Below are 26,379 nucleotides of genomic sequence, written 5' to 3'. Positions count from 1 at the left end.
TTTTATGCCATTTCCGCCGGCGCTGAGGCGAGGCGGGCGCTTTCAACCAGACGGATTGCCAGCGCAATGATGCCGCATACCGTTGCCAGAGCGACCACGCCCGTCCAGCCCGCCAGCGTATAAATATTGCTGCCTAATGCGGAGCCCAATGCCATGCCGATAAAGATCACGGTAAAGAGCAGGGCGTTAAGACGACCGCGCGCCTGCGGTTCAAGGCTATAGACCAGATTCTGGTGTGCAACCAGACTGGACTGCAGACCCAGATCGAACCCGACAGCAGAGAGGGCAATCAGAACCAGCTGTCCGTGCACCCCCAGCGCGGGCATCAGGAACATCAGGGCAAACGAGATGGTCACGAGGATAGCACCGAGCTGCGTGACTTTCCCGGCACCCAATTTGTCTGCCAGACCACCCGCCAGCGGCGCGGCTAACGCACCGGCCGCACCGGCGATACCAAAACCACCCGCGACTGCACTCCCGAGGTGATAGCGTTCCAGCAGCATGACCGCCAGCGTAGACCAGAAGGCACTAAAGGCAATCGACAGAAAACCCTGAGCCAGCGCCGCACGGCGCAGAGCGGGGTAACGACGCCACAAATGCGCCATTGAGCGCATAAGCGCGGGATAGCTCAGCGTGGAGTGAATGGCAAAACGAGGAAGTACCGCCCACATCACCACGCCGATAAATGCAATGCTTACCGCAGCCAGCTGATACATCACGCGCCAGCCGAACGCTTCGCCCACGACACCGCTGACGGTTCGGGAGAGCAAAATCCCCAGCAGCAGACCGGTCATCACCGTACCCACGGTTTTCCCCTGTTTACCTTCCGGCGCAAGAATAGCCGCTGCCGGGACAATATCCTGCGCCATGGTGGCGGCCATGCCGATGAGCAGACTCGTCAGCAGCAGGGAGTGGATCTGTCCGGTCAGACTACAGCCCAGAAGAAACAGCGCCAGCGCAGCACTTTTTATCAGTATTAACGTCCTGCGGTCGTGGCGGTCGCCGAGCGGTAACAGGAACAGGATCCCTAAGGCATAACCGGCCTGGGTGAGCGTCGGGACCATGCCCATTCCTTCGATACTCAGGTGAAGGTCTGCGCCCATCAGGGGCAGCAGAGGCTGGGCATAATAGATAGATGCCACGCTAAAGCCAGCCCCGAGTGCCAGCATTAAAATGACCCAGCGGCTTACGGCATGGGCGGCAGTGGTTGTGTTCATAAGACATTCCTCATTCATGGTGTACGGCTATTTTTTACCAGGACGCCTTGCGACGGTAGCGGGCCCAGTGGTAAAACGCTTATACGTTGAACGTATAAGTGGAAAGATAATGAAAAGAGTTGAGCGTATAGACAGGGTGGAGTTAATGCGAACGTTTGTCCGTATTGTTGAGGCTGGTTCACTCTCTGCTGCGGCACGCCAGCTGGCAACAACCCAGGCCACGGTGAGTCGACGGCTGCAATCGCTTGAGACGATGCTGGGCGTACGCCTGATGTTGCGCACCACCCATACGGCGCGGCTGACGGATGACGGTGAACGCTGCTACCAGCACGCTCGTCGGGTGATTGACAGCTGGCTGGCACTGGAAGATGAGGTGGGGCATACGGAAGATGAACCGGTAGGTGTGTTGAGGGTGCGGGCACCGCACGCGTTTGGTCAGGATCAACTCCTGCAACCGTTAACCGAGTTTTTGCAGCGTTATCCGCAGCTTTCCATTGAGTGGTTGCTCAACGATCGGTCGGCTGATTTTCTCGGTGACAACCTTGATTGTGCTATTCGGGTGGGGGCAGAAGTCGATCCGGCGACCGTATCCGTGCTGCTGGCGGAAGTGCCGCGCTCGGTGGTGGCATCTCCGGCTTTACTGGCACGTTTCCCGGCGGTTAACACGCCTGAGGATTTGCAACCGTTTCCGTGGATTGCCATTAACTCTTTCTACCAGCGTCATGTAGAGCTTTTTCATGATGCTTCGTCAGCCACCGCGCGAATTGACATTACTCCGCGACTCAGCACCGACAGCCTGTATGTTGCACGTAAAACGACACTCACCGGGCTGGGTGTGGCGGTAGTGTCAAGCTGGACGGTACATGACGATATTCGGGAAGGGCGGCTGGTGCATGTGCTGCCAGAGTGGCAACCGGCGGCATTACCGGTGCATCTGGTTTATCCCTGGTCTCGTTATTATCCTGCGCGTTTGCGGCGTTTTCTGGAGTTGATGCGGCAGGTCATGCCGGAGGTAACGGGAATGAGAAAGCCCGTGCAGCAGCCATAAAAAAGCCGACCCGAAGGTCGGCTTTCAGCGCCAGCGTCCGTTATTCAACAGACTGCGGACGGGTGGCTGGTGCAGTAGCCTTGTGCGTAGCACTGTGACCACCGGCTGCACCTTTACCTTCGAAGTTGAATTCCGGGCGAACCCAGTCGCTGTGACGCGGTGCTTCAGGCACATAATCCGGTGCCGGAGCACGTGTCATCGGCGCTGTTGCAACGTGAACTGGCGCAGGCGCGGCGACAATCTTAACCGGCTCTGGCTCCACTTCAGGCACTTTCACGTCTTCGACAACCGGTTCAACCTGAATCTCAACGTCCTGAACAACGTCTTCAGCGGTGGTTTCGACGATGGCTTCAGCGGTCTCTTCCACTGCGGCTACAGGTTCAGCCTCTTCAGCGACGTCCTTAGCGACCACGACATCTTCTTCAGCAATCAGCTGTGGAGCGGCTTCAACCGGTGCGGCAATCACTTCAGGGTGCGTGGTTTCGACTTCTACAGCCTGAGGTTCTGCTGTTTCAACAGCCTGAGGCTCAACCACGGTTGCGGCTTCAGTCACGACCTCTTCAACCGCTGCGACAGGTGCAATCACCTCTTCGGTCACAGCCTGTTCTTCAACAGCCTGCTCCGGGCGAGCAACCGGGTAACGGATCCAGACTTTGCCGGATGCCATTTCAGGTGACGCGCACGCGACGGTCAACGGCATTGGAGACTGAGTCGGGTAACGCTCGTCACGGTAACGACGACGACGCTGGCCGCTGACGCGCAGATGACGCGGAGAACGACGTGAACGGCGCGGCATGCCTGCGTTGTCACGGTTTTCCCCATTCTCATCCTGCTCAACGTGATTTTCCACAACGGCTGGCAGATCAACTTTTGCAATCTGCGTACCCGTTGCGGCTTCCGGTACTTCAGCCGCTACAGCTGCGGTTTCTTCTGCCTGAGGAGCACCAATGCGCACTTTCTGCGTCAGCTGGCGCTGCTTACGACGTGGCATAACCTGAGTACGTTCTTCCTGCTCGCCGTCCTGCTGCTCTACAGGCTCTTCGCGGTTCAGGTTTTTGACTTCCTGCTGCGCCTGACGTTTCTCGTCGTTACGACGACGGCTACGTTCGCGACGTGGCTGCTGGTCGTCACGCTGTTTGCCCTTCTCAGACTCATCGCCCGCCTGCTGGCGAATTTCACGATCTTCAACGTTCTGCTGTTGTTTCTCGCGACGGTTGCGACGGTTGTCTTCGCGTTGCTCGCGGCCTTCGCTGTTGTCTGAACGGTTGTCACGACGGTCGTTACGATCGTTACGGTCGTTGCGGTCATTACGATCGCGGCGGTTGTTCTGACGTTTACGACGATCCTGCTGACGCTCAGGTTTAGCCGCTTTTGGTTCTTCTTTCGGCTGCTCTGGCTGGACTTCTTCACCCGCAAACATCTTTTTCAGCGCGCCGAAGAAGCGGCTCAGCAGACCCGGTTGCGCGGGCTGGGCTTTCGGTGCCGCGGCTTCTGGTTTCTGCACGACAGGTTTAGTGACCGGTTTTTCCAGGGCCGCTTCTGGCGGTGCTTCTGGCATGATGAAAGTGGCTAACGCAGGCTGCTCTGGCAGTTTGCGCTCGGCGGGTTCCTCATCGGAAGGCAGCGCCATCTCTTCTTCGTGCAGTTTCGGCAGCAGATAGCTGAGCGTGCTGGTCTCTTCACCTTTACGGACACGCAGCACGTGGTAGTGCGGGGTTTCCATCTGGTCGTTTGGCACGATGATGCAGCGAACGCCGCCCTGACGTGCTTCGATAGCACTCACCGCAGCACGTTTTTCGTTCAGCAGGTAGGAGGCAATTGGCACAGGGACAATGGCGTGAACCTCTTTGGTGTTCTCTTTCAGCGCTTCTTCTTCAATCAGACGCAGGATAGAGAGGGAGAGAGATTCGTTATCACGTACGGTACCGGTGCCGGAGCAACGCGGGCAGACGTGATGGCTGGATTCACCCAGCGACGGGCTCAGGCGCTGGCGGGACATCTCCAGCAGGCCGAAGCGCGAGATATGGCTAATCTGGATACGTGCACGATCCTGACGTACCGCTTCACGCAGGCGGTTCTCGACCGCACGCTGGTGGCGGACCGGCGTCATGTCGATGAAGTCGATAACAATCAGACCACCCAGGTCGCGCAGGCGGAGCTGGCGGGCGATTTCATCTGCGGCTTCAAGGTTGGTGTTGAAGGCGGTCTCTTCGATGTCACCGCCGCGTGTGGCACGTGCGGAGTTGATGTCGATTGCGGTCAGCGCTTCTGTTGTATCGATTACGATAGAACCGCCAGAGGGCAGGCGCACTTCACGCTGGAAGGCGGACTCAATCTGGGATTCAATCTGATAGTGGCTGAACAGCGGGATTTCGCCGGTGTACAGTTTGATTTTGCTGGTGAAATCCGGACGACCCAGTGCGGCGATGTGCTGGCGAGCCAGTTCAAGCACTTTTGGGTTGTCGATCAGGATTTCACCGATGTCCTGACGCAGGTAGTCACGGAAGGCACGCACGATAACGTTGCTTTCCTGGTGGATCAGGAACGGAGCAGGGCGGCTTTCTGCAGCTTTCTGGATAGCTTCCCAGTGCTTCAGGCGGAAGCTTAAGTCCCACTGCAGCGCTTCGGCAGATTTGCCCACGCCTGCGGTACGCACGATAAGCCCCATGCCATCCGGCAGCTCAAGGCTTGCCAGCGCTTCTTTCAGCTCGGTACGGTCATCACCTTCGATACGGCGAGAGATGCCACCCGCACGCGGGTTGTTTGGCATCAGCACCAGATAGCTCCCTGCCAGGCTAATAAAGGTAGTCAGTGCGGCACCTTTGTTGCCACGCTCTTCTTTATCAATCTGGACGATAACTTCCTGACCTTCACGCAGAACATCTTTGATGTTTGGGCGGCCATGGGCGTTGTAGTTGGCAGGGAAATATTCGCGGGCGATTTCTTTCAGAGGGAGGAAACCATGACGCTCAGCACCGTAATCAACAAATGCAGCTTCAAGGCTGGGTTCAATGCGGGTGATTTTACCTTTGTAAATGTTCGCTTTTTTCTGTTCGTGTCCAGGACTTTCGATATCCAGATCGTACAGGCGCTGCCCATCCACAAGGGCGACACGCAACTCTTCTTGCTGAGTTGCGTTGATTAACATTCTTTTCATCGTAACTTACTCGTTATTCTTACATTGACGACAAAGCTGCGGGCAAGGTGACGCTTTCCGGGGTATGAACCGATGGCCTCGTGTCTGTTCACGTCGCCAACCTCACGGTTGTCGCTCGCTTAAGAGGCGCAGAGTGTCGGTTGCCTGTATTTCATACGGAAACACAGCGCAATTATCAGGGGAATTGCCTGGGTAGAACTCTCCAGAGAACAATCCTTATACCGGGAAGTACTGCAACCCGCAGCCCGCTAACTGCCTGAAAGATCAATACGTCTTACGCCATTGCTGCGTGGATGATCGGTCAGGCAAAATTGGTCATTCCGTCAACATCCTTACGTAACCAGGATTTAACACGGAAAACGGCTTCATTATTCCACTGCTCGCCGGGTTATAGCAAGATGACTTTTACCAATTATCACCCGGTTACTCACAGTTTCTTCACTTCAAAACGGTGATTGGTTTAATAACCACCAAATCGATTGCGTGAAACGGGGTGCAGGCCGGACAAAAGTAAATATAAGCATAGAAAAATGAGTGGCGCTAATGGCTGACGATATTTAGAATCGCCAACCATGAAAACAGAGACTCCAGCCGTAAAAATGGTTGCTATCGCGGATGATGACGCGGGGCAACGTATCGACAACTTTTTGCGTACCCAGCTGAAAGGGGTGCCAAAGAGCATGATTTACCGCATCCTGCGTAAGGGCGAGGTGCGGGTTAACAAAAAACGCGTGAAGCCCGAGTACAAACTCGAGGCGGGTGATGAAGTGCGCATTCCGCCGGTGCGCGTTGCCGAGCGTGAAGAAGAGACCGTTTCACCTAAATTACAGAAAGTGGCGGCTCTGAGTGATGTGATCCTGTATGAAGACGACCACATTCTGGTGCTGAACAAGCCGTCAGGGACCGCAGTCCACGGCGGTAGCGGTCTGAGCTTCGGCGTGATTGAAGGGTTACGCGCGCTGCGTCCGGAAGCCCGTTTCCTCGAGCTGGTTCACCGTCTTGACCGTGATACCTCCGGCGTGCTGCTGGTGGCGAAAAAGCGTTCCGCGCTGCGTTCCCTGCATGAGCAACTGCGTGAGAAAGGCATGCAGAAAGATTATCTCGCGCTGGTGCGCGGTCAGTGGCAGTCCCATGTGAAAGTGGTGCAGGCGCCGTTGCTGAAGAACATTCTGCAAAGCGGTGAGCGCATCGTCCGCGTAAACCAGGAAGGGAAACCGTCTGAGACGCGCTTTAAAGTTGAAGAGCGCTATGAGTTTGCCACGCTGGTACGCTGCAGCCCGGTGACGGGGCGTACCCATCAGATTCGCGTGCATACGCAGTTTGCGGGCCATCCGATTGCGTTTGATGACCGCTATGGCGATCGCGAATTTGATAAGCAGCTGGCGGGAACCGGCTTGTCTCGTCTGTTCCTGCATGCGGCTGCGCTGAAGTTTACCCATCCGAATACCGGGGAAGTCATTCGTATTGAAGCGCCGCTGGATGAGCAGTTGAAACGCTGCCTGAAGGTTTTGCGCGGCTGATTATGTGCCGGGTGGCGCTGCGCTTACCCGGCCTACGAAACCTGTAGGCCCATGCAAGCGAAGCGCCGCTGTGCAAACGTCACAGGGTCAGCGGATTACACGCTTCTCTGCGCAACATCTGGCACAGCGCTATCAACGGTAACCCCACCAGCGTATTCGGATCGCGTCCGTCCAGCTTGTCGAATAGCGCAATCCCCAATCCTTCACTTTTAAAACTTCCCGCACAGTTCAGCGGACGCTCCCGGCGTACATAATCCATGATCTCCTGCTCGCTGAGATGGCGGAAGTGCACGTCAAAAGGCTCACACTCCGTTTGCAGATGACCAGAGGCGGAGTTATAGAGCGCCAGACCCGTATAAAAGGTCACAATGTTGCCACGCGCCTGCATAAGCTGTTTGAACGCGTTCTCTTCAGTGTGCGGTTTACCTGTTATTTCTCCGTCCAGCACACAAACCTGATCGGAGCCTATAATCAAGTGTGAAGGATAGCGCGCGGCGAGCGACTGCGCCTTCTCCTTAGCGAGACGGCTCACCAGATGTCGTGGTGATTCACCAGGCTGTGGCGTTTCATCAACATCCGGTGCGGCACATTCAAACGGGATCCCAAGCTTTTCCAGCAACATTCGGCGGTAAGGAGAAGTGGAAGCAAGGACGAGATTTGGCATATTTTTATCACCAGATATAGCGTATCGATGCCAGCCATTTTAAACTACAGGCCGCAATGTGTGCGAATAATTGGCAAAAGGCAGCTCTGGTTGCCTTTTTCTTTGACTCTATGACGTTACAAAGTTAATATGCGCGCCCTATGCAAAAGGTAAAATTACCCCTGACTCTTGATCCGGTTCGTACGGCTCAAAAACGCCTCGATTACGAAGGTATTTATACTTCCGATCAGGCTGAGCGTATTGCCGAATCCGTAGTCAGTGTGGACAGTGATGTAGAATGCTCCATGTCGTTCGCTATCGACAACCAGCGTCTCGCCGTTTTAACCGGTGATGCAAAGGTGACGGTAACCCTCGAGTGTCAGCGTTGCGGGAAACCGTTTGTACAGCATGTTCACACAACGTATTGTTTTAGTCCGGTTCGTTCTGACGAACAGGCTGAAGCACTCCCGGAAGCGTATGAGCCGATTGAGGTAAACGAATTCGGTGAAATCGATCTTCTGGCTCTGGTTGAAGATGAAATCATCCTCACCTTGCCAGTGGTTCCGGTGCATGATTCTGAACACTGTGAAGTGTCCGAGGCGGACATGGTCTTTGGGGAATTGCCTGATGAAGCGCAAAAACCAAACCCATTTGCCGTATTAGCCAGCTTAAAGCGTAAGTAATTGAGGAGTAAGGTCCATGGCCGTACAACAGAATAAACCAACCCGTTCCAAACGTGGCATGCGTCGTTCCCATGACGCGCTGACTGCAGTTACCAGCCTGTCTGTAGACAAGACTTCTGGTGAGAAACACCTGCGTCACCACATCACCGCTGACGGTTTCTACCGCGGCCGCAAGGTTATCACTAAGTAATCACGCGTCAGCGTGATTAGGCTTAGTGAGGATTTCCCCGTGCAAACGGGGAAGTTACCGAACCAGGCTGCGACGATACCTTGACACGTCTAACCCTGGCGTTAGATGTCATGGGGGGAGATTTTGGCCCTTCCGTGACAGTGCCTGCAGCATTGCAGGCACTGAATTCTAATTCGCAACTCACACTTCTTTTAGTCGGCAATCCCGACACAATCACGCCATTACTTGCAAAAGCTGACTTTGAACAACGTTCACGTCTGCAGATTATTCCTGCGCAGTCAGTTATTGCCAGTGATGCCCGGCCTTCGCAGGCGATTCGCAACAGCCGTGGGAGCTCAATGCGGATCGCGCTGGAGCTGGTGAAAGAAGGGCGAGCGCAGGCTTGCGTCAGTGCGGGAAATACCGGCGCGCTGATGGGGCTGTCGAAATTATTGCTCAAGCCGATTGAGGGTATTGAGCGCCCGGCGCTGGTGACGGTATTACCGCATCAACAAAAGGGCAAAACGGTGGTGCTGGATCTCGGTGCTAACGTGGATTGTGATAGTACCATGCTGGCTCAGTTCGCCGTGATGGGATCGGTGCTGGCAGAAGACGTGGTCGGGATTAAGAATCCCCGCGTGGCGTTATTAAATATTGGTGAAGAAGAGACCAAAGGCCTGGACAGCATTCGCGAAGCTGCTGAAATGCTCAAACAGGTTCCCTCCATCAACTATATTGGTTATCTCGAAGCCAATGAGTTGCTGACGGGGAAAACGGACGTTCTGGTGTGCGATGGCTTCACCGGGAACGTCACGTTGAAGACCATGGAAGGGGTCGTGCGCATGTTCCTTTCTCTGCTGAAATCTCAGGGAGAGGGCAAAAAAAGTGCCTGGTGGCTGATTTTATTGAAGCGTTGGTTACAAAAAAGCCTGACGCGGCGATTCAGTCACCTCAACCCCGACCAGTATAATGGCGCCTGTCTGTTAGGATTGCGCGGCATTGTGATTAAGAGTCACGGAGCCGCCAATCAGCGAGCATTTTCTGTCGCCATTGAACAGGCAGTGCAGGCGGTGCAGCGACAAGTCCCTCAGCGGATTGCCGCTCGCCTGGAATCTGTATTAGCTAAAAGTGACTGAGCGTACATGTATACGAAGATTTTAGGTACCGGCAGCTACCTGCCAAAACAAGTGCGTACCAACGCCGATCTGGAAAAAATGGTAGATACGTCTGACGAGTGGATTGTCACGCGCACAGGTATCCGTGAACGTCGTATCGCCGCGCCAGACGAAACCGTGTCCACCATGGGTTACGAAGCCGCACAGCGTGCTATCGAAATGGCGGGCATTGATAAAGAACAGATTGGCTTGATCGTGGTCGCTACGACGTCTGCCACGCATGCTTTCCCTAGCGCAGCGTGCCAGGTGCAAAACATGCTCGGTATTAAAGGCTGCCCGGCGTTTGACGTTGCCGCCGCGTGTGCAGGCTTTACCTATGCGCTGAGCATTGCCGATCAGTATGTTAAATCGGGTTCCGTCAAATATGCGCTGGTGATCGGTGCTGACGTACTGGCGCGTACCTGCGATCCAACCGATCGCGGGACGATCATTATTTTTGGTGATGGTGCAGGCGCGGTGCTGCTGGGGCAGTCCGAAGAGCCGGGTATCATCTCTACGCATTTGCATGCCGATGGTCGCTACGGTGAACTGTTAACGCTGCCTAACGCCGATCGCGTTAATCCGGATAACGCTATTTACCTGACCATGGCGGGTAATGAGGTGTTCAAGGTGGCGGTGACTGAGCTTGCGCACATTGTCGATGAGACGCTGGAAGCGAACAACCTTGAACGTACCGCACTCGACTGGCTGGTACCGCATCAGGCGAACCTGCGTATCATCAGCGCGACCGCTAAAAAGCTGGGCATGTCGATGGATAACGTTGTGGTGACGCTGGACCGTCACGGCAACACCTCTGCGGCGTCAGTACCGTGCGCATTTGATGAAGCGGTACGCGACGGACGAATCAAACGGGGCCAGTTGGTCTTGCTTGAAGCCTTCGGTGGCGGGTTCACCTGGGGTTCCGCGCTGGTTCGTTTCTAGGATAAGGAATAAAAAAATGACGCAATTTGCTTTTGTGTTCCCGGGCCAGGGTTCTCAAACCGTTGGGATGTTGTCTGAAATGGCAGCAAACTACCCGGTCATTGAAGAGACTTTTCGTGAAGCTTCTGACGCACTGGGTTATGATCTGTGGGCGCTGACTCAACAGGGTCCGGCCGAAGAGCTGAACAAAACCTGGCAGACCCAGCCAGCATTGCTGACCGCCTCCGTTGCACTGTGGCGCGTCTGGCAGCAGCAGGGTGGTAAAGCCCCCGCGCTGCTCGCGGGTCATAGCCTGGGAGAATATTCTGCGCTGGTCTGCGCCGGTGTGATCGCGTTTGCTGACGCGGTGCGTCTGGTGGAACTGCGCGGTAAATTCATGCAGGAAGCGGTGCCGGAAGGCACGGGTGGCATGTCTGCCATTATCGGCCTGGATGATGCCGCGATTGCAAAAGCGTGTGAAGAGTCTGCTGAAGGTCAGGTGGTTTCTCCGGTTAACTTCAACTCGCCAGGCCAGGTTGTTATCGCCGGTCATAAAGAAGCGGTTGAACGTGCCGGTGCTGCCTGTAAAGCTGCAGGCGCGAAACGTGCACTGCCGCTGCCGGTGAGCGTGCCGTCTCACTGTGCATTGATGAAGCCCGCTGCCGAGAAACTGGCGGTTGAGCTGGAAAAAATCACCTTTAACGCACCGACGATTTCCGTTGTGAACAACGTCGATGTGAAATGCGAAACCGCGCCGGAAGCCATCCGCGACGCGCTGGTTCGCCAGCTCTACAGCCCGGTACAGTGGACCAAAACCGTTGAGTTTATGGCCGCTCAGGGCGTTGAGCAACTGTATGAAGTCGGCCCAGGTAAGGTCCTCACCGGTCTGACAAAACGTATTGTTGACACCCTGACAGCGTCCGCGATTAACGAGCCGGAAGCGATGTCAGCGGCACTCTCGCAATAAAAGAGGAATACCATGAGTTTTGAAGGAAAAATTGCCCTGGTCACTGGCGCAAGCCGTGGTATCGGGCGCGCAATTGCTGAAACACTGGTTGCGCGCGGCGCGAAAGTGATTGGTACAGCAACCAGCGAGAATGGCGCTCAGGCCATCAGCGAATATCTGGGTGCAAACGGTAAAGGTCTGGTACTGAATGTGACCGAACCTGCATCTATCGAATCTGTTCTGGAAAATATTCGTGCAGAGTTTGGCGAAGTGGATATTCTGGTAAACAATGCCGGGATCACTCGCGACAACCTTCTGATGCGAATGAAAGATGATGAGTGGAACGATATTATCGAAACCAACCTGTCATCTGTATTCCGTCTGTCAAAAGCGGTAATGCGCGCTATGATGAAAAAGCGTCATGGTCGTATTATCACTGTTGGTTCTGTGGTTGGTACCATGGGAAATGCTGGTCAGGCTAACTACGCTGCGGCGAAAGCGGGTCTGATTGGTTTCAGTAAGTCGCTGGCGCGTGAAGTCGCGTCCCGCGGGATTACTGTAAACGTTGTTGCTCCGGGCTTTATTGAAACGGACATGACGCGTGCGCTGACCGATGAGCAGCGTGCGGGTACACTGGCAGCAGTTCCGGCGGGTCGTCTTGGCGACCCTAAAGAAATCGCCAGTGCGGTTGCATTTTTAGCCTCTGACGAAGCGGGTTACATCACTGGTGAAACCCTCCACGTCAACGGCGGGATGTACATGGTTTAATCACGATCGAAAATATTTGCGTTATTAGGGCAAATGGCCTCAAAATAACGTAAAATCGTGGTAAGACCTGCCGGGATTTAGTTGCAAATTTTTCAACATTTTATACACTACGAAAACCATCGCGAAAGCGAGTTTTGATAGGAAATTTAAGAGTATGAGCACTATCGAAGAACGCGTTAAGAAAATTATCGGCGAACAGCTGGGCGTTAAGCAGGAAGAAGTTGTGAACTCCGCTTCCTTCGTTGAAGACCTGGGCGCAGATTCTCTTGACACCGTTGAGCTGGTAATGGCTCTGGAAGAAGAGTTTGATACTGAGATTCCGGACGAAGAAGCTGAGAAGATCACCACCGTTCAGGCTGCCATTGATTACATCAACGGCCACCAGGCGTAAGTGAACATCTCCAGGCGGTCATTCGACCGCCTGAGTTTTATCTTTTTTAGTCCCACGAATCTCTTTTTTTATCCCTCCCTGGAGGACAAACGTGTCTAAGCGTCGTGTAGTTGTGACCGGACTTGGCATGTTGTCTCCTGTCGGCAATACCGTAGAGTCCACCTGGAAAGCTCTCCTTGCCGGTCAGAGCGGCATCAGCCTAATCGACCATTTCGATACTAGCGCCTATGCAACGAAATTTGCTGGCTTAGTAAAGGATTTTAACTGTGAAGAGATCATCTCGCGCAAAGAACAGCGCAAGATGGATGCCTTCATTCAATATGGAATTGTCGCTGGCGTTCAGGCCATGCAGGATTCTGGCCTTGAAATTACGGAAGAGAACGCAACCCGTATCGGTGCCGCTATCGGCTCCGGGATTGGCGGTCTTGGCCTGATCGAGGAAAACCATACATCCCTGATGAATGGCGGCCCGCGTAAAATCAGCCCGTTCTTCGTTCCGTCCACGATTGTTAATATGGTGGCGGGTCACCTGACCATCATGTTTGGCCTGCGTGGTCCAAGCATTTCAATCGCGACTGCTTGTACGTCTGGCGTACATAACATCGGCCAGGCCGCGCGCATGATTGCGTACGGCGATGCAGATGCTATGGTTGCGGGTGGTGCAGAAAAAGCCAGTACCCCTCTGGGTGTCGGTGGTTTTGGTGCAGCGCGTGCGCTCTCTACCCGTAACGATAATCCTCAGGCGGCAAGCCGTCCGTGGGATAAAGACCGTGACGGTTTCGTACTGGGTGACGGTGCGGGCATGCTCGTGCTGGAAGAGTACGAACACGCGAAAAAACGCGGCGCGAAAATTTATGCTGAAGTCGTTGGCTTTGGTATGAGTAGCGATGCTTATCACATGACGTCTCCTCCGGAGAATGGCGCAGGTGCTGCGCTGGCAATGGAAAACGCGATCCGTGATGCGGGCATTACGCCAGCTCAGATTGGCTACGTTAACGCGCACGGTACCTCTACACCTGCAGGCGATAAAGCGGAAGCTCAGGCTGTTAAGTCTATCTTCGGCGAGTCTGCCAGCCGCGTACTGGTCAGCTCCACAAAATCCATGACCGGTCACCTGTTGGGTGCGGCGGGTGCAGTAGAGTCAATCTACTCTATCCTTGCGCTGCGCGATCAGGCGGTTCCACCAACCATCAACCTGGATAACCCGGATGAAGGTTGCGATCTGGACTTCGTGCCTCACGAAGCGCGTCAGGTTAGCGGTATGGAGTACACCCTGTGTAACTCCTTCGGCTTCGGCGGTACCAATGGCTCGCTGATTTTCAAACGCGTGTAATGGTTTCTTGCCCATAAAAAACGGAGCGCATAGCGCTCCGTTTTTTTTAGTTCACATTTTTGTTACTGATAGGTGAAAGTGAACTGGACGGTGGTGTTAAATTCGCCTGCCGTGACGGTTCCCGTAGGGGTATAGAGGCGGGCCGCGAGAGGAAACTGCGCATTGTGCGTTGTTCTGTCTACATCGACGGTAATCGAGCCCGCGGGTGAGATCTCGGTGAGATGATCGCGGGTCATGATCTGCATCGCCATGCCTGTTGCATCCCCGCTGCTATTAGCAAATTTTGTCTGATCGTCACTGTCTGAATCGCCGGTCAAGGTAGCCTTAACACGTGTCGTTGAGCTGGGGCAGGATGAAAGCGTGAGTGAAAAATCCTGCCATTCTCCGGTTGCCCCAACGCGACTAAAGTTTACCGCTCGTGCTTGATCGAACCTTACTGTCTGATTTTTGGATCCCGCATCCACGGTACAGGCAGACGCCACGACCGTGCCGCTCAGATCGATAGTGGTTGCTTGCGCGGAGCTACAAAGTGCAAACACCAGGCATGCGAGAGTAGATTTTACCCGTTCTATCATCATCCCCATCCTGCATTACTGATAGGTAAAGGTGGCCTGTGCCTGGCCGATAATGGTGCCTGGCATCACGTTGCCGTTGGAAACGGCTCGGGCGCGCATTTTCAAATCATAGGCGTGCGTACTGCTGCTGATGGCGACATTTTGCAACGTGGCGCCACTCTTGTAAGCCGTGTTAGTCGTTTCGTCGGTCAACTCCAGCTTCAGGTTAGTGGCCGTTCCGGTATTTTTATAATAGTTAGTATCGGTATCCGCTGTACCGCCAAAAGTAACGCTAAAGCTGGACGTTGAAGCAGGGCAGTTTGTTAATGCAAGCGTAAAGTTAGTCCAGTTTGTTGCACTTCCGGCAGTGGCCAGACTATCAGCCTGTATATTGTCACCTAATTTTACCGCCAGCGAGGGGCTATCTCCATTGACCACACAGGGTGAGGCAACAACCGTGCCTGTAATGTCAATATTGACCGAGTTGGCTGAACACGCGCCAGAAAACAGACCTCCGCAGAGCGTTGCCAGAATCGCTATTTTTTTTCCATTCGCGATATTCATTTTCATTCCTTATGTATTAGTTGTAGGTTACTTTAAGTTCAATGGCCGATTTCACATTGCCAGCAGTAACGGTTGCAGCGTCATCAATATAATAAGCGACCTTAAAATCGGGCAGGGTGTAATCGCCTGAGCCGTCATAAAGGCCCAGATTGATCTCACTGTTGATCTTATGTGCAGAACCATCGGCGTTCTGTACCTGAATATAGACATTGCTGGCGTAACCATCGCCAGTGACCGTATTTAATACCCCATTATTGGCATTGTGTGCGCCGTATACCGCGAATAAGTTATAGGTGATCCCATTAATCGCGCCAGGGCAGTTTTTCAACTCAACTTTAGGTACGTCGGTAATGTTTGATGCGCCACTTGCCAGGCTTGCGCCATACAGTGGGGATAATTTTATTTCCTTTGGTGCGTTAATAGTACAGGCAGTTATAATTGGCTGACTGACTACGCCGGACAGAATCAGGCCCGAATCTAACGCAACACCATCACCATCAGGGTTATGTACGTTCATGGTTACGTCGGGGACAGAAATAATAGTACCTGCTGGTATTTTTTCACTTAATCTGACCAGGCGATACCATACATGGTAGTAACCGTCACGCGCGCTACCATCGACAATTGGCAGATTGATGCGGTAATTGGGAGCTGTGGGATTATCTTGCGGTGAATATCCCGGTACAGATGAAACATGGACCTGATATTGAATACCAATACCTGGATTGCTTGTTGCCCAGGTCACATTGTCGGCAAGTAATTGTCCGTTAACAGACAAATCAATATAGGAGTTTTTTCCTTCGCCGGGGATAGTCTCGGTATAAATGGAATCATTATCATACCAGTCTGTCGTGCCGCCCACGACATTCGGTATAGATAATGTAGAAAATCCATGGTGCATGACATGGAAAGATTGAACTTCAATATAATTTGCGTAGGCGCAATTTATGCCTGACAGACCACATGGAATAAAAATAACAGGGGTTAGCCATTTTTTAAGCATTTTATTTAACGACATGATGCGTTGACCTCTACAATTGCGCTTGATGATGTGCTCTCTGGTAATTGCCAGCGGGTATGACACTGCTTATTTGCACCCCATTTAACGGTTGCACTTCCCTGAAGTGACATACCAGCCAGATAAACCTGTCCACCATCACCGACAATCGAGGTGGTTTTTGCGTTCTTGTCGTCAGTCACGATTGCACCAAACGGAACAGGGCGCCCGTCACGACGGGTTAACGTCATCAAAACGCGTTTACCCACACGTGTGTCAAAATGTGCCCGGACAATAGCCCCTCGGGTTGGCGTAACCGTTTTCGCAGAAAGCTCAACGTCGGCATCATCCGGCAGTTGTTCGGTATTCAGCGACAGCGTGTTTTCACGGTATGGGCTGATAAACGGCACAACGGTATAGCCGCGGAAATCGGTGCTGACGCCCGTCTGGTTAGTGATATCAACACCGCTTGCTCCCGGCGCTTCAACCAGAGCGACGGTCTCACCTAATTCCTGACTCAGCGTAATGCCATTTGCATGCGCAACCACACCGCCGCTGATACCATAATTTACCCGGCGCTGATCGTGGTCGTAACTGTAGGCGCTGTTCATTCTGGCATAGGTACCCTGGTAGTCCAGGCTGGCGCTACCGCCGTTACCCCCATCGTGGTTCGTCTCGCTTTCCTGCACGCTCCAGTTGAGGTTCTGATCTTGCAGCGCGGTGCCATTCAGCCCGACCGTATGGCTGGTGCTGCCATGTTTACTGGTATTGAGGTTGTAGGTGGCGCGACTGCTGCTGAGCCAGCGATCCAGCGGCACGCTGATACTCATTGAGAACACCTGGTCCTCGCTGTAAACGGTGTCGCTGTCGCGGGCATCAGTAGTGTTACGGTTAAAGCTGTAGTTCAGGCTCCAGGTGATGCCGTTCCAGCTGTTGCTGTAACCCGCGCCGATTGAGCGCATTGTTCGGTCGCTGTTCCAGTAATCCTCGCTGATGGCGTTCAACGAGATGGACCCCGCGCCTTCCCAGAGATTCTGGTTAAGCAATATCTCGGCACGATTACGCCGGCGTTCGGTATTGTCCTGCCAGTTACTGTCCCGCCAGGTGTCGAGTACTTCCTGCAGGGTGTAATAGCCTGAAGTTGAGTAGCGATAACCCGAAATGGCGATATTGGTCCCCGTTTCGAGAATGTTTTTACTGTAACGAACCCGCATTGACTGGCCGATCGCTTTTTCCTGATCCTGTTGGGTTGACCAGGCCTGCGTGCCATCGACGGATACGGCTCCCAGCCCACCAAAGTTTTTACCGATCCCCACAAGTAGCGACTGATAATGTTGCGATAGCTGTCCGCCGCCGTAGGCGGTAAATCCTGCTGGCAGGCCGTAGATGGCCGAGCCCTGAGTAAAGAATGTTTTATCGACGGCGCTGTCGTAAGGACGGTACTGACCGCTGGTCAGGCTGTACTTTAAACGACCTTCACGCTGTAGAACCGGCAGTGAGGCGAAGGGGACCAACTGGTGCTGTTCGCTGCCGTCAGCTTCTTTAATAGTCACGTCCAGATCGCCGCTACTGCCCGTGGGATACATGTCAGTGATCTCAAATGCCCCCGGCGACACATAGCTTTGGTAAATGGTGTAGCCGTTTTGTTTAATGATGACCTGGGCGTTGGTCCGGGCAATTCCGCGAACCACCGGTGCGTAGCCGCGCAGGCTGTCAGGCAGCATGTCGTCATCGGAGGCCAGTTGCGCACCCCGGAAAGGCACGCTGTCAAACAGATCGGAAGGGGAGTTGCTTTCGCCAAGCGTCAGCTGACTTTTGAGCGCGATAATATTTCGCTGAGCGTAGGTATATGCCGAATCCCAGTTATTCTGGGTATTGTCGCCGCTGGTATTGCGTGACCAGGTGCTGTAGTTACGAACGCGCCATGGGCCGATATTTAGCCCTGGGCGCAGGTTCAGGTAATAGCTGTCTGAATCGGTCATATCAGAGTGACGAGCCTGGGTGTTGCCGCCTGTAAAGCTGTAATTAAGCAGCAGCGCATTGATGCCTTCATCCAGGCGTTCTGGAGCAACATATCCACGCGCCTGGTTATTCATCGCCGCCTGAGGGATGCTCAACAAAAGTTGCTGTTTATTGAAGACGAACTGAGTAGCAGCGTTGGGAATAGCGGCCAGGTTTGCGCAATGGTTCTCTCCGGTCAGTTGCGGAAATTGCTCGGTTCGGACGCCAAAGTCACGTAGCATCTCCATGCTTATGCACGGTTGCAATGATGTCTGGCCGTGACTGTCCTTTTGCATGCTAAATTCAATGTCATGTGTGCCAGTCAATGTCTGATTGACCAGCACGTCAACGCGATAAGTACCCGGCATTTGGCCAACACCTTCTTCAAAGGCACTCAGGTCAGAAATGTCTTTACCTGGACCGTCAATACCCAGTAGCGCGGGGTTAAAATATTCCCGGGCACAGGCAGGGTGCGACAACGAGAACGTACACTGCAATGCGATGAAGCAGGCCAGCCTGGTTGGCGAGATCTTATTTTTTTTAGCTCTGATCATTCCGTGATCCTTTCGGAGTCCGAGTATCTAATGAGTGATTACTGCGTCTGGTGTTCCGCGCCAGCTGCGCCGAAGTCACTGATAATTTTCCAGCGAATATTGCCTTTGGCATTTGCCGGAAGACTGAAGGTCGCGCTGGACATGGGCGCAACGTATGTCGCATCCGTAACCGTACTGGCACCGACTTTGACTTCGCTGAAGTTCATGTAATAGGGGGTTGGGTTACTGACCGTAAGCTGTTGATCGCTGCGTTTCCAGCTAAGCTTGCTGGCAAACTTTTCCGGCATCTCAGTAAGCGATGCGGGGCGATAAATGATTTTGATACGTGTCTTAATCGCAATCTGTAGGGTATTTACGTTGTCTAACTTTTCTGTTGCCGGAATGGTTTTAATGTTCATCCAGAACAGTGACTCACGATCCTGTGGCAGATTCCCGCCCGTATTAATAATACGCAGTTTGTTTTCTTCATTGCCAGCTAAGCGGAACAGGGGCGGCGTGACGATAAACGGTGTTTTACTGGTGTCGTTTTCATCTTTATCAACCCATGACTGAATTAAATAGGAGTATGGGTCTGGGTTTTTGACGTCCAGGGAAGATTCTTTTTTGTCTGCATGGTATATAATGCGAGTGCCTCCAATAATAACACCCGCTTGCGCTGTTGCCATTGAAAAAACAAATGCAGCGGCGATTAATGAATTCACTAATTTCATCTGGTTAACCTCAAAATAACAATGCCGGGAAGCCCCGGCATTGCTTATAGCCTAAGGCGGAAATTTATCGCGCTATGATTAATTGTATGCCAGCGTAAAGTTAGCGGTACCGTTAGCGGAACCCGCCTCAACGGTAGCGGCAGTTGCGATATACTGTGCGCTGAAATTCATGGTAGCGGTGCCAGCAGTCGCATCGATGGTCGCTGCTTTAGATGCGGTTGCCAGCGGTAACGCGGTGCCGTCGCCGTTCAGCAACTGAATAGCAACGCCTTTGGCAACGCCAGTGGTGCCTGCGCCGGTGACTTCCAGATAGTCATTATTAGTGGCGTCTGGTTTGCCGGTGTATTTCACAACAACAGCTTTGCCTTTCAGGTCTGCCGGGCACTCAGACAGTTTCAGAGTAAAGCGAGTATTCGCGGCAACGGAACCAGCCTCTGGCAGAGCAGTTTTAGCGATATCACCTAACTTGACGGTCTGCGGTGCGGTCATGGTGGTGTCAATTTTACAACCTTGCTCGATGATATTACCGGTGAAATTTACCTGTCCATCATCGGCCTGCGCGGCAGAAACCATTCCGAGTGTAGTGATTAAGGCAACAGCCGCTACTTTTCCTTTCATTGATAATGTCCTTGAAGAGTGTGATTGATATAAAACACAGGTGAGTACTCATGGCACACGATGTGATGATGCTCGATAGTTTTCAGCAAGAAACATTGTCTTGTGTTTTTAAAACCATCTTGCGCACTTGGGTATTCACATGGGGGATTATATCTATGTGCTAAAATATGAACTATAAACTATATCTAATGAGTGTTTTTAATTTAACTTTAATAATCCTCTCCGTGAATAATATTTCATTTATTCATTAATAGATGAATAGCATTTCTCTCATGTATACAGGCGTAGGCGCACCCAACCTTCCTGTGCTTTTTTACATTTATTCGAAGATAACAGACTTGCGATATCCTCTTTCACCTGCCACCCTAGTCAGGTATTTATATGGAGGGTGAATGTATCTAATTAATGGTGAGTTACAAAAAAAGTTAGATGTGAACGATCGTAGCGTTCAGTTTGGGGATGGTTGTTTTACCACTGCTCGAATTAGCGGCGGCGTTGTTTCACTTTTCAGCCACCATCTGACACGTTTGCAGACGGCCTGCACAAGGTTGGCTATCCCGTTTGATGCATGGGAAACCCTTGCTGCGGAAATGCGGGATATGGCGCAAAAACAGGGTGACGGCGTGTTAAAGGTCGTTATCACGCGTGGAGCTGGCGGTCGCGGCTATAGCCCCGCAGGCTGTCAGCAACCGGTGCGCATCCTGAGCGTTTCTGAATATCCTACGCATTACGCACGCTGGAAAGAAACCGGCGTAACGCTTGCTCTCAGCCCGATCCCCTTGGGTCGCAACCCTTATCTTGCAGGAATGAAGCACCTCAACCGCCTTGAGCAGGTGCTGATTCGTTCTCATCTTGAGCAGACGGATGCCGATGAAGCCCTTGTCCTTGACAGCGATGGGTGGCTTACGGAATGCTGTGCCGCAAATCTGTTCTGGCGCTGTGGGCAGGATGTCTTTACCCCACGCCTCGATCAGGCGGGCGTAAACGGCATTATGCGGCAGTTTATTATCGCCCAACTGGCACTGACCGCGTATCGCGTTGTCGAAGTGAATGCGCCGCTAACGGCGCTCGCGCAGGCTGATGAAGTGCTTATCTGTAACGCGCTAATGCCGGTTGTCCCCGTACAGCGCTACGCAGAGCGAGAGTGGCCCGCGCGCGAACTTTACCACTATTTAGCCCCAATTTGTGAGTCGTCCGATTAGCATGATGAAACTGTTACGCCTTGTTCTGTTACTGTTGGTTGTCCTCGGCGCTGCCGCCGGCGTCGGTGTATGGAAAGTTTTCCAGCTGGCGGACAGTAAGATCCTCATTAAAGACGAGACGATTTTTACCCTTAAAGCCGGTACCGGGCGGATGGCGCTGGGCGAACAGCTTTACAGCGATAAAATCATCAACCGCCCGCGCGTGTTCCAGTGGTTACTGCGTATCGAGCCGGAACTGTCTCACTTCAAGGCCGGTACCTATCGTTTTACGCCCGGCATGACCGTCAGGGAGATGCTGCAGCTGCTGGAAAGTGGCAAAGAAGCGCAGTTCCCGCTGCGTTTTGTCGAAGGGATGCGACTGAGCGATTACCTGAAACAGCTGCGTGATGCGCCCTATATCAAGCACACTCTGAAAGATGATCGTTACGAGACGGTCGCCGGGGTGCTGAAATTTGAGCATCCTGAGTGGGTGGAAGGTTGGTTCTGGCCGGACACCTGGATGTACACCGCGGGCACGACGGATGTCGCGATTCTTAAACGGGCGCACAAAAAGATGGTCGCGGCAGTCGATTCGGCCTGGGAAGGGCGTATGGAAGGGCTGCCCTATAAAGACCAAAACCAGTTCGTGACCATGGCTTCGATCATCGAGAAAGAGACTGCCGTTGCTGCCGAGCGCGATCGGGTTGCGTCGGTATTTATCAACCGTCTTCGCATTGGCATGCGTCTGCAAACCGACCCTACCGTTATTTACGGCATGGGCGAGCGCTACAGCGGAAAGATTTCGAGGAAAGATCTCGAGACGCCAACGGCGTATAATACCTACGTCATTAACGGCCTGCCGCCGGGCCCGATTGCAACGCCGAGCGAGGCGTCGCTTAAAGCCGCCGCGCATCCGGCCAAAACACCGTATCTCTATTTTGTGGCTGACGGAAAAGGGGGGCACACCTTTAACACCAACCTTGTCAGTCATAATCGCTCTGTTCAGGACTATCTGAAGGCACTTAAGGAAAAAAATGCGCAGTAAATACATCGTCATTGAGGGACTCGAAGGCGCGGGGAAAACCACCGCTCGCGACGTAGTGGTGGAAACGCTGAACGCGCTTGGCGTCACTGACATGGTCTTCACCCGAGAGCCAGGCGGCACTCAGCTGGCTGAGAAACTGCGCAGCCTGGTGCTGGATATCAAATCTGTTGGCGACGAAGTTATCACTGACAAAGCCGAAGTGCTGATGTTCTATGCGGCCCGCGTCCAGCTGGTTGAGACAGTGATAAAACCCGCTCTGGCCGATGGCAAGTGGGTGATCGGCGACCGTCACGATCTGTCCACTCAGGCGTACCAGGGCGGGGGACGCGGTATTGACCAGACAATGCTGGCAACGCTGCGTAATGCCGTACTGGGTGATTTTCGCCCGGACCTGACGCTCTATCTGGATGTCACTCCGGAAGTGGGCCTCAAACGCGCCCGCGCGCGCGGCGAGCTGGATCGCATTGAACAAGAGTCCTTTGATTTCTTTAACCGCACCCGCGCACGCTATCTTGAGCTGGCCGCGCAGGACAGCTCAATTCGTACCATCGATGCGACGCAATCGCTGGAAGACGTCACGCAAGACATCCAGCAGACCGTTACGCAGTGGCTACAGGAGCAGCAGGCATGAAATGGTATCCATGGTTGCGCCCGCACTTTGAACAGCTGATCAACAGCTATCAGGCCGGTCGGGGGCATCATGCGTTACTGATTCAGGCATTGCCGGGGATGGGGGATGATGCGCTAATTTACGCCATTACCCGTTTCCTGATGTGCCAGCAGCCTGAAGGGCACAAAAGCTGCGGGAAATGCCGTGGCTGCCAGCTGATGCAGGCGGGCACGCATCCTGACTATTACACGCTGGCGCCTGAGAAGGGCAAAAGCGCGCTCGGTATTGATGCCGTGCGTGAAGTCAGTGAAAAACTGTACGAACATGCGCGGCTGGGCGGGGCGAAAGTCGTCTGGCTCAACGACGCTGCGTTACTGACCGAGGCGGCGGCTAACGCGCTGCTCAAAACGCTGGAAGAGCCGCCGGAGAAAACATGGTTCTTCCTCTCATGCCGCGATCCGGGCCGATTGCTGGCAACGTTGCGCAGCCGCTGTCGTCTTCATCACCTTGCGGTGCCCCAGGAATCATGGTCCTTGAGCTGGCTAGAACGCGAGGTGACAACGTCACAGGAAAGTGCGCTCTCTGCGCTTCGCCTGAGCAGCGGCGCGCCCGCAGCGGCGCTGGCATTACTGCAACCCGACGTCTGGTCGCAGCGAGAAACGCTCTGTAAGGCCGTCGAGGCTTCGCTCAACAGCCAGGACTGGTTGAGCTTGCTGCCTGTACTGAATAGCGATCGGGCCGTTGAGCGTTTGCACTGGCTGGCGTCCTTACTTTTGGATGCGCTAAAGCTCCAGCAGCGGGCAATGCTACTGACAAACCTGGACGCGTGGCCACTGGTGAACCTGCTGGCGAGCCGCCTTTCAGGAACGTCCTTGCACGCTATCCTTCATGATATCTGCGAAAGCCGGGAACAGCTTTTAACCGTAACGGGTCTTAATCGCGAGCTGTTACTGACCGACCAGTTACTGCGTATTGAACATTACCTGCAACCAGGCGTTACGCCGCCTGTTTCCCATCTCTGAGAGAGACATTATGTTTTTAGTCGACTCACACTGCCATCTTGATGGCCTGGATTATCAATCCCTTCACAATGACGTGGATGACGTGCTGGCAAAAGCCGCTGCCCGCGATGTGAAATTTTGTCTTGCCGTGGCGACGACATTGCCGGGGTACCGCGCCATGCGTGAGCTGGTGGGCGTTCGCGATAACGTGGTGTTCTCCTGCGGCGTGCATCCGCTGAACCAGGATGAAGCGTACGATGTTGATGAGTTACGCCGACTGGCTGCGGAAGAGGGCGTCGTGGCGATGGGTGAAACCGGGCTGGACTATTTTTACACGCCGGAAACGAAACCGCGCCAGCAGGAATCCTTCCGCAACCATATCCGCATTGGCCGCGAGCTGAACAAACCGGTCATCGTGCATACCCGTGATGCACGCGCCGATACGCTGGCGATCCTCCAGGAAGAAAAGGTGACGGATTGCGGTGGCGTACTACACTGTTTCACAGAAGACAGAGAAACGGCGGGTAAACTGCTTGATCTAGGGTTTTATATTTCGTTTTCCGGGATCGTGACGTTCCGTAATGCAGAGCAGCTGCGTGATGCTGCGCGTTATGTTCCGCTCGACCGCATTCTGGTAGAAACAGACTCTCCGTATCTGGCACCGGTACCGCATCGCGGGAAAGAGAACCAGCCAGCCATGACGCGAGACGTTGCGGAATACATGGCCGTGCTTAAAGGCGTCAGCATCGAAGAGCTGGCCCGCGTCACGACGGAAAACTTCTCTGCGCTGTTCCATATCGACCCCGCCCGCCTGCAATCTGTCTGATACACCTGTTTTTTTTAGGCTCGTAATTAATAAACAAAACGAGTAAAGTTCACCGCCTCATTTGGGGCGGTGAGGATGTATTTAGACACATCCAGACATGCTTTTTGTAAATAACTGCAAGTTTTTCGTCCGTCTTAAGCTGAAACGTGATAGCCGTCAAACAATCCCAGAGGGAATTATTTTACTCTGTGTAATAAATAAAGGGCGCTTAGATGTCCTGTCCACGGCACGGTACTCCCCCCGGGCCAATGCGTGAAAGCGTAAAAAAAGCACAAATACTCAGGAGCACTCTCAATTATGTTTAAGAATGCATTTGCTAACCTGCAAAAGGTCGGTAAATCGCTGATGCTGCCAGTATCCGTACTGCCTATCGCAGGTATCCTGCTGGGTGTCGGTTCTGCAAACTTCAGCTGGCTGCCAGCCGTAGTTTCCCATGTGATGGCCGAAGCAGGCGGTTCCGTCTTTGCTAACATGCCTCTGATCTTCGCGATCGGTGTGGCGCTGGGCTTCACCAATAACGACGGCGTTTCTGCGCTGGCTGCAGTGGTTGCCTACGGCATCATGGTGAAAACCATGGCTGTGGTTGCGCCTCTGGTTCTGCATTTACCGGCAGAAGAGATTGCCGCGAAACACCTGGCAGACACCGGTGTTCTGGGCGGTATCATCTCCGGTGCGATTGCAGCGTATATGTTTAACCGCTTCTATCGCATCAAGCTGCCTGAGTATCTGGGCTTCTTCGCGGGCAAGCGTTTCGTTCCGATCATCTCTGGTCTGGCAGCGATTTTCACTGGCGTGATCCTGTCCTTCATCTGGCCACCAATCGGTTCCGCGATCCAGACCTTCTCTCAGTGGGCTGCTTACCAGAACCCGGTTGTCGCTTTTGGTATCTACGGCTTCATCGAGCGTTGCCTGGTGCCATTCGGTCTGCACCACATCTGGAACGTTCCATTCCAGATGCAAATTGGTGAATTCACCAACGCAGCAGGCCAGGTATTCCACGGTGATATCCCACGTTACATGGCAGGTGATCCAACTGCAGGCAAACTGTCTGGTGGCTTCCTGTTCAAAATGTACGGCCTGCCGGCTGCTGCGATTGCAATCTGGCACTCTGCTAAACCAGAGAACCGTGCAAAAGTGGGCGGTATCATGATCTCCGCAGCGCTGACCTCGTTCCTGACCGGTATCACCGAGCCGATCGAGTTCTCCTTCATGTTCGTTGCGCCGATCCTGTACGTTATCCACGCGATTCTGGCGGGGCTGGCGTTCCCAATCTGTATCCTGCTGGGTATGCGTGACGGTACGTCCTTCTCTCACGGTCTGATCGACTTTATCGTTCTGTCCGGTAACAGCAGCAAACTGTGGCTGTTCCCAATCGTGGGTGCGTGCTATGCCGTTGTCTACTACACCATCTTCCGCGTGCTGATCAAAGCACTGGACCTGAAAACCCCAGGCCGTGAAGATGCAACTGAAGACAGCAAAGCAGGTGTGACCAGCGAAATGGCTCCGGCCCTGGTTGCAGCGTTCGGTGGCAAAGAGAACATCACTAACCTGGACGCGTGTATCACTCGTCTGCGTGTGAGCGTTGCCGATGTTGCGAAAGTAGACCAGCCGGGTCTGAAAAAACTGGGCGCAGCGGGCGTGGTTGTTGCAGGTTCTGGTGTTCAGGCAATCTTCGGTACGAAATCCGATAACCTGAAAACCGAAATGGATGAGTACATCCGCAACAGCTAAGCTGTGAGCAGGGGAGACTAAGGCAGCCGAATGGCTG

At 53.6% G+C, this 26,379-nt stretch carries 25 protein-coding genes; 16 read left to right on the top strand and 9 right to left on the bottom strand.

What is annotated here, in order from left to right:
• Nucleotides 1-2 precede the first annotated feature (2 nt).
• A complete protein-coding gene (locus ACOTY9_RS08125; protein WP_045135546.1) occupies nucleotides 3-1,217 on the bottom strand; it encodes an MFS transporter in 1,215 nt (404 codons plus the stop codon).
• 16 nt (nucleotides 1,218-1,233) lie between these two features.
• On the opposite strand from ACOTY9_RS08125, the gene ACOTY9_RS08120 reads away from it, so the two are divergent.
• Complete coding sequence (locus tag ACOTY9_RS08120) at nucleotides 1,234-2,265, top strand: LysR family transcriptional regulator (RefSeq protein ID WP_421637344.1); 1,032 nt, start codon at nucleotides 1,234-1,236, stop codon at nucleotides 2,263-2,265.
• Nucleotides 2,266-2,305: 40 nt separating this feature from the next.
• On the opposite strand, the gene rne is transcribed toward ACOTY9_RS08120, so the two are convergent.
• A complete protein-coding gene (gene rne / locus ACOTY9_RS08115) occupies nucleotides 2,306-5,422 on the bottom strand; it encodes a ribonuclease E (RefSeq protein WP_348565633.1) in 3,117 nt (1,038 codons plus the stop codon).
• Between the two features lie 572 nt (nucleotides 5,423-5,994).
• Here rne and rluC point away from each other — a divergent pair.
• Complete coding sequence (gene rluC, locus ACOTY9_RS08110) at nucleotides 5,995-6,942, top strand: 23S rRNA pseudouridine(955/2504/2580) synthase RluC (protein ID WP_014883373.1); 948 nt, start codon at nucleotides 5,995-5,997, stop codon at nucleotides 6,940-6,942.
• Between the two features lie 79 nt (nucleotides 6,943-7,021).
• Here rluC and ACOTY9_RS08105 read toward each other — a convergent pair whose 3' ends face one another.
• Entirely contained in the window at nucleotides 7,022-7,606 is a 585-nt protein-coding gene (locus ACOTY9_RS08105) for a Maf family protein (protein ID WP_023332694.1), read from the bottom strand.
• Nucleotides 7,607-7,746: 140 nt separating this feature from the next.
• On the opposite strand from ACOTY9_RS08105, the gene yceD reads away from it, so the two are divergent.
• The 8 genes from yceD to fabF all read left to right on the top strand — a co-directional run bounded on the left by yceD (nucleotide 7,747) and on the right by fabF (nucleotide 13,950).
• Nucleotides 7,747-8,268, top strand: coding sequence for a 23S rRNA accumulation protein YceD (yceD, locus tag ACOTY9_RS08100; RefSeq protein ID WP_014883375.1), 522 nt, complete (start codon nucleotides 7,747-7,749; stop codon nucleotides 8,266-8,268).
• 16 nt (nucleotides 8,269-8,284) lie between these two features.
• Entirely contained in the window at nucleotides 8,285-8,458 is a 174-nt protein-coding gene (gene rpmF, locus ACOTY9_RS08095) for a 50S ribosomal protein L32 (protein ID WP_003857964.1), read from the top strand.
• 80 nt (nucleotides 8,459-8,538) lie between these two features.
• The gene (gene plsX, locus ACOTY9_RS08090) at nucleotides 8,539-9,573 is read left to right on the top strand and encodes a phosphate acyltransferase PlsX (protein ID WP_014883376.1); all 1,035 of its coding nucleotides are present in this window, start codon (nucleotides 8,539-8,541) and stop codon (nucleotides 9,571-9,573) included.
• 6 nt (nucleotides 9,574-9,579) lie between these two features.
• On the top strand, nucleotides 9,580-10,533 hold the full coding sequence (locus tag ACOTY9_RS08085; protein ID WP_023332696.1) for a beta-ketoacyl-ACP synthase III: 954 nt from the start codon (nucleotides 9,580-9,582) through the stop codon (nucleotides 10,531-10,533).
• A gap of 16 nt (nucleotides 10,534-10,549) precedes the next feature.
• Nucleotides 10,550-11,479, top strand: a complete 930-nt coding sequence (fabD, locus tag ACOTY9_RS08080) for an ACP S-malonyltransferase (RefSeq protein WP_014883378.1) — start codon at nucleotides 10,550-10,552, stop codon at nucleotides 11,477-11,479.
• Between the two features lie 12 nt (nucleotides 11,480-11,491).
• Nucleotides 11,492-12,226 carry a 3-oxoacyl-ACP reductase FabG gene (gene fabG / locus ACOTY9_RS08075; RefSeq protein WP_008500795.1) on the top strand — a complete coding sequence of 245 codons (735 nt, stop codon included), beginning with the start codon at nucleotides 11,492-11,494 and terminating at the stop codon, nucleotides 12,224-12,226.
• A 154-nt stretch (nucleotides 12,227-12,380) separates the two neighbouring features.
• On the top strand, nucleotides 12,381-12,617 hold the full coding sequence (acpP, locus tag ACOTY9_RS08070) for an acyl carrier protein (RefSeq protein WP_003857954.1): 237 nt from the start codon (nucleotides 12,381-12,383) through the stop codon (nucleotides 12,615-12,617).
• Nucleotides 12,618-12,708: 91 nt separating this feature from the next.
• Complete coding sequence (gene fabF, locus ACOTY9_RS08065; RefSeq protein ID WP_014883379.1) at nucleotides 12,709-13,950, top strand: beta-ketoacyl-ACP synthase II; 1,242 nt, start codon at nucleotides 12,709-12,711, stop codon at nucleotides 13,948-13,950.
• Between the two features lie 62 nt (nucleotides 13,951-14,012).
• On the opposite strand, the gene ACOTY9_RS08060 is transcribed toward fabF, so the two are convergent.
• The 6 genes from ACOTY9_RS08060 to ACOTY9_RS08035 all read right to left on the bottom strand — a co-directional run bounded on the left by ACOTY9_RS08060 (nucleotide 14,013) and on the right by ACOTY9_RS08035 (nucleotide 19,948).
• Nucleotides 14,013-14,534 (bottom strand): fimbrial protein, encoded by a 522-nt coding sequence (locus tag ACOTY9_RS08060; RefSeq protein ID WP_032636988.1) that lies wholly within the window; start codon nucleotides 14,532-14,534, stop codon nucleotides 14,013-14,015.
• A 6-nt stretch (nucleotides 14,535-14,540) separates the two neighbouring features.
• The gene (locus ACOTY9_RS08055; RefSeq protein ID WP_023332699.1) at nucleotides 14,541-15,068 is read right to left on the bottom strand and encodes a fimbrial protein; all 528 of its coding nucleotides are present in this window, start codon (nucleotides 15,066-15,068) and stop codon (nucleotides 14,541-14,543) included.
• Nucleotides 15,069-15,084: 16 nt separating this feature from the next.
• Nucleotides 15,085-16,086 carry a fimbrial protein gene (locus tag ACOTY9_RS08050; protein WP_023338248.1) on the bottom strand — a complete coding sequence of 334 codons (1,002 nt, stop codon included), beginning with the start codon at nucleotides 16,084-16,086 and terminating at the stop codon, nucleotides 15,085-15,087.
• Nucleotides 16,077-18,620 (bottom strand): fimbria/pilus outer membrane usher protein, encoded by a 2,544-nt coding sequence (locus tag ACOTY9_RS08045; RefSeq protein ID WP_058689756.1) that lies wholly within the window; start codon nucleotides 18,618-18,620, stop codon nucleotides 16,077-16,079. The genes ACOTY9_RS08050 and ACOTY9_RS08045 overlap by 10 nt, the downstream gene beginning before the upstream one ends.
• Before the next feature lie 38 nt (nucleotides 18,621-18,658).
• Entirely contained in the window at nucleotides 18,659-19,330 is a 672-nt protein-coding gene (locus tag ACOTY9_RS08040; protein ID WP_348565631.1) for a molecular chaperone, read from the bottom strand.
• Nucleotides 19,331-19,408: 78 nt separating this feature from the next.
• Nucleotides 19,409-19,948 carry a fimbrial protein gene (locus ACOTY9_RS08035; protein ID WP_014883385.1) on the bottom strand — a complete coding sequence of 180 codons (540 nt, stop codon included), beginning with the start codon at nucleotides 19,946-19,948 and terminating at the stop codon, nucleotides 19,409-19,411.
• Between the two features lie 392 nt (nucleotides 19,949-20,340).
• Between ACOTY9_RS08035 and pabC the strand changes: the two genes are divergently transcribed.
• The 6 genes from pabC to ptsG all read left to right on the top strand — a co-directional run bounded on the left by pabC (nucleotide 20,341) and on the right by ptsG (nucleotide 26,342).
• Nucleotides 20,341-21,150 carry an aminodeoxychorismate lyase gene (gene pabC / locus ACOTY9_RS08030; protein ID WP_014883386.1) on the top strand — a complete coding sequence of 270 codons (810 nt, stop codon included), beginning with the start codon at nucleotides 20,341-20,343 and terminating at the stop codon, nucleotides 21,148-21,150.
• 1 nt (nucleotide 21,151) lies between these two features.
• Entirely contained in the window at nucleotides 21,152-22,174 is a 1,023-nt protein-coding gene (gene yceG / locus ACOTY9_RS08025) for a cell division protein YceG (protein WP_023332704.1), read from the top strand.
• The gene (tmk, locus tag ACOTY9_RS08020) at nucleotides 22,164-22,805 is read left to right on the top strand and encodes a dTMP kinase (protein WP_014883388.1); all 642 of its coding nucleotides are present in this window, start codon (nucleotides 22,164-22,166) and stop codon (nucleotides 22,803-22,805) included. The genes yceG and tmk overlap by 11 nt, the downstream gene beginning before the upstream one ends.
• A complete protein-coding gene (gene holB, locus ACOTY9_RS08015; protein WP_348565630.1) occupies nucleotides 22,802-23,806 on the top strand; it encodes a DNA polymerase III subunit delta' in 1,005 nt (334 codons plus the stop codon). Before tmk ends, holB begins: the two co-directional genes overlap by 4 nt.
• A 10-nt stretch (nucleotides 23,807-23,816) precedes the next feature.
• On the top strand, nucleotides 23,817-24,611 hold the full coding sequence (locus ACOTY9_RS08010) for a metal-dependent hydrolase (RefSeq protein WP_023332705.1): 795 nt from the start codon (nucleotides 23,817-23,819) through the stop codon (nucleotides 24,609-24,611).
• A gap of 297 nt (nucleotides 24,612-24,908) precedes the next feature.
• The gene (gene ptsG / locus ACOTY9_RS08005) at nucleotides 24,909-26,342 is read left to right on the top strand and encodes a PTS glucose transporter subunit IIBC (protein WP_014883391.1); all 1,434 of its coding nucleotides are present in this window, start codon (nucleotides 24,909-24,911) and stop codon (nucleotides 26,340-26,342) included.
• Nucleotides 26,343-26,379: the final 37 nt, after the last annotated feature.

Origin of the sequence: Enterobacter cloacae complex sp. SHL012 (assembly GCF_049237505.1) — a bacterium.
Lineage (GTDB): Bacteria > Pseudomonadota > Gammaproteobacteria > Enterobacterales > Enterobacteriaceae > Enterobacter > Enterobacter kobei.
This window is presented reverse-complemented; position numbering and strand designations above follow the sequence as displayed.

Excerpts from the sequence above, each read along its gene's own strand:
- ACOTY9_RS08085 (WP_023332696.1), top strand. The coding sequence starts at position 9,580 with ATGTATACGAAGATTTTAGGTACCGGCAGCTACCTGCCAAAACAAGTG.
- ACOTY9_RS08050 (WP_023338248.1), bottom strand. The coding sequence starts at position 16,086 with ATGTCGTTAAATAAAATGCTTAAAAAATGGCTAACCCCTGTTATTTTT.
- tmk (WP_014883388.1), top strand. The coding sequence starts at position 22,164 with ATGCGCAGTAAATACATCGTCATTGAGGGACTCGAAGGCGCGGGGAAA.
- ACOTY9_RS08010 (WP_023332705.1), top strand. The coding sequence starts at position 23,817 with ATGTTTTTAGTCGACTCACACTGCCATCTTGATGGCCTGGATTATCAA.
- ACOTY9_RS08105 (WP_023332694.1), bottom strand. The coding sequence starts at position 7,606 with ATGCCAAATCTCGTCCTTGCTTCCACTTCTCCTTACCGCCGAATGTTG.
- ACOTY9_RS08055 (WP_023332699.1), bottom strand. The coding sequence starts at position 15,068 with ATGAATATCGCGAATGGAAAAAAAATAGCGATTCTGGCAACGCTCTGC.
- rluC (WP_014883373.1), top strand. The coding sequence starts at position 5,995 with ATGAAAACAGAGACTCCAGCCGTAAAAATGGTTGCTATCGCGGATGAT.
- ACOTY9_RS08125 (WP_045135546.1), bottom strand. The coding sequence starts at position 1,217 with ATGAACACAACCACTGCCGCCCATGCCGTAAGCCGCTGGGTCATTTTA.
- ACOTY9_RS08035 (WP_014883385.1), bottom strand. The coding sequence starts at position 19,948 with ATGAAAGGAAAAGTAGCGGCTGTTGCCTTAATCACTACACTCGGAATG.
- acpP (WP_003857954.1), top strand. The coding sequence starts at position 12,381 with ATGAGCACTATCGAAGAACGCGTTAAGAAAATTATCGGCGAACAGCTG.
- rne (WP_348565633.1), bottom strand. The coding sequence starts at position 5,422 with ATGAAAAGAATGTTAATCAACGCAACTCAGCAAGAAGAGTTGCGTGTC.
- ACOTY9_RS08120 (WP_421637344.1), top strand. The coding sequence starts at position 1,234 with ATGGTGTACGGCTATTTTTTACCAGGACGCCTTGCGACGGTAGCGGGC.
- ACOTY9_RS08060 (WP_032636988.1), bottom strand. The coding sequence starts at position 14,534 with ATGGGGATGATGATAGAACGGGTAAAATCTACTCTCGCATGCCTGGTG.
- fabG (WP_008500795.1), top strand. The coding sequence starts at position 11,492 with ATGAGTTTTGAAGGAAAAATTGCCCTGGTCACTGGCGCAAGCCGTGGT.
- yceG (WP_023332704.1), top strand. The coding sequence starts at position 21,152 with ATGATGAAACTGTTACGCCTTGTTCTGTTACTGTTGGTTGTCCTCGGC.
- fabD (WP_014883378.1), top strand. The coding sequence starts at position 10,550 with ATGACGCAATTTGCTTTTGTGTTCCCGGGCCAGGGTTCTCAAACCGTT.
- ACOTY9_RS08040 (WP_348565631.1), bottom strand. The coding sequence starts at position 19,330 with ATGAAATTAGTGAATTCATTAATCGCCGCTGCATTTGTTTTTTCAATG.
- rpmF (WP_003857964.1), top strand. The coding sequence starts at position 8,285 with ATGGCCGTACAACAGAATAAACCAACCCGTTCCAAACGTGGCATGCGT.
- ACOTY9_RS08045 (WP_058689756.1), bottom strand. The coding sequence starts at position 18,620 with ATGATCAGAGCTAAAAAAAATAAGATCTCGCCAACCAGGCTGGCCTGC.
- ptsG (WP_014883391.1), top strand. The coding sequence starts at position 24,909 with ATGTTTAAGAATGCATTTGCTAACCTGCAAAAGGTCGGTAAATCGCTG.
- pabC (WP_014883386.1), top strand. The coding sequence starts at position 20,341 with ATGTATCTAATTAATGGTGAGTTACAAAAAAAGTTAGATGTGAACGAT.
- yceD (WP_014883375.1), top strand. The coding sequence starts at position 7,747 with ATGCAAAAGGTAAAATTACCCCTGACTCTTGATCCGGTTCGTACGGCT.
- holB (WP_348565630.1), top strand. The coding sequence starts at position 22,802 with ATGAAATGGTATCCATGGTTGCGCCCGCACTTTGAACAGCTGATCAAC.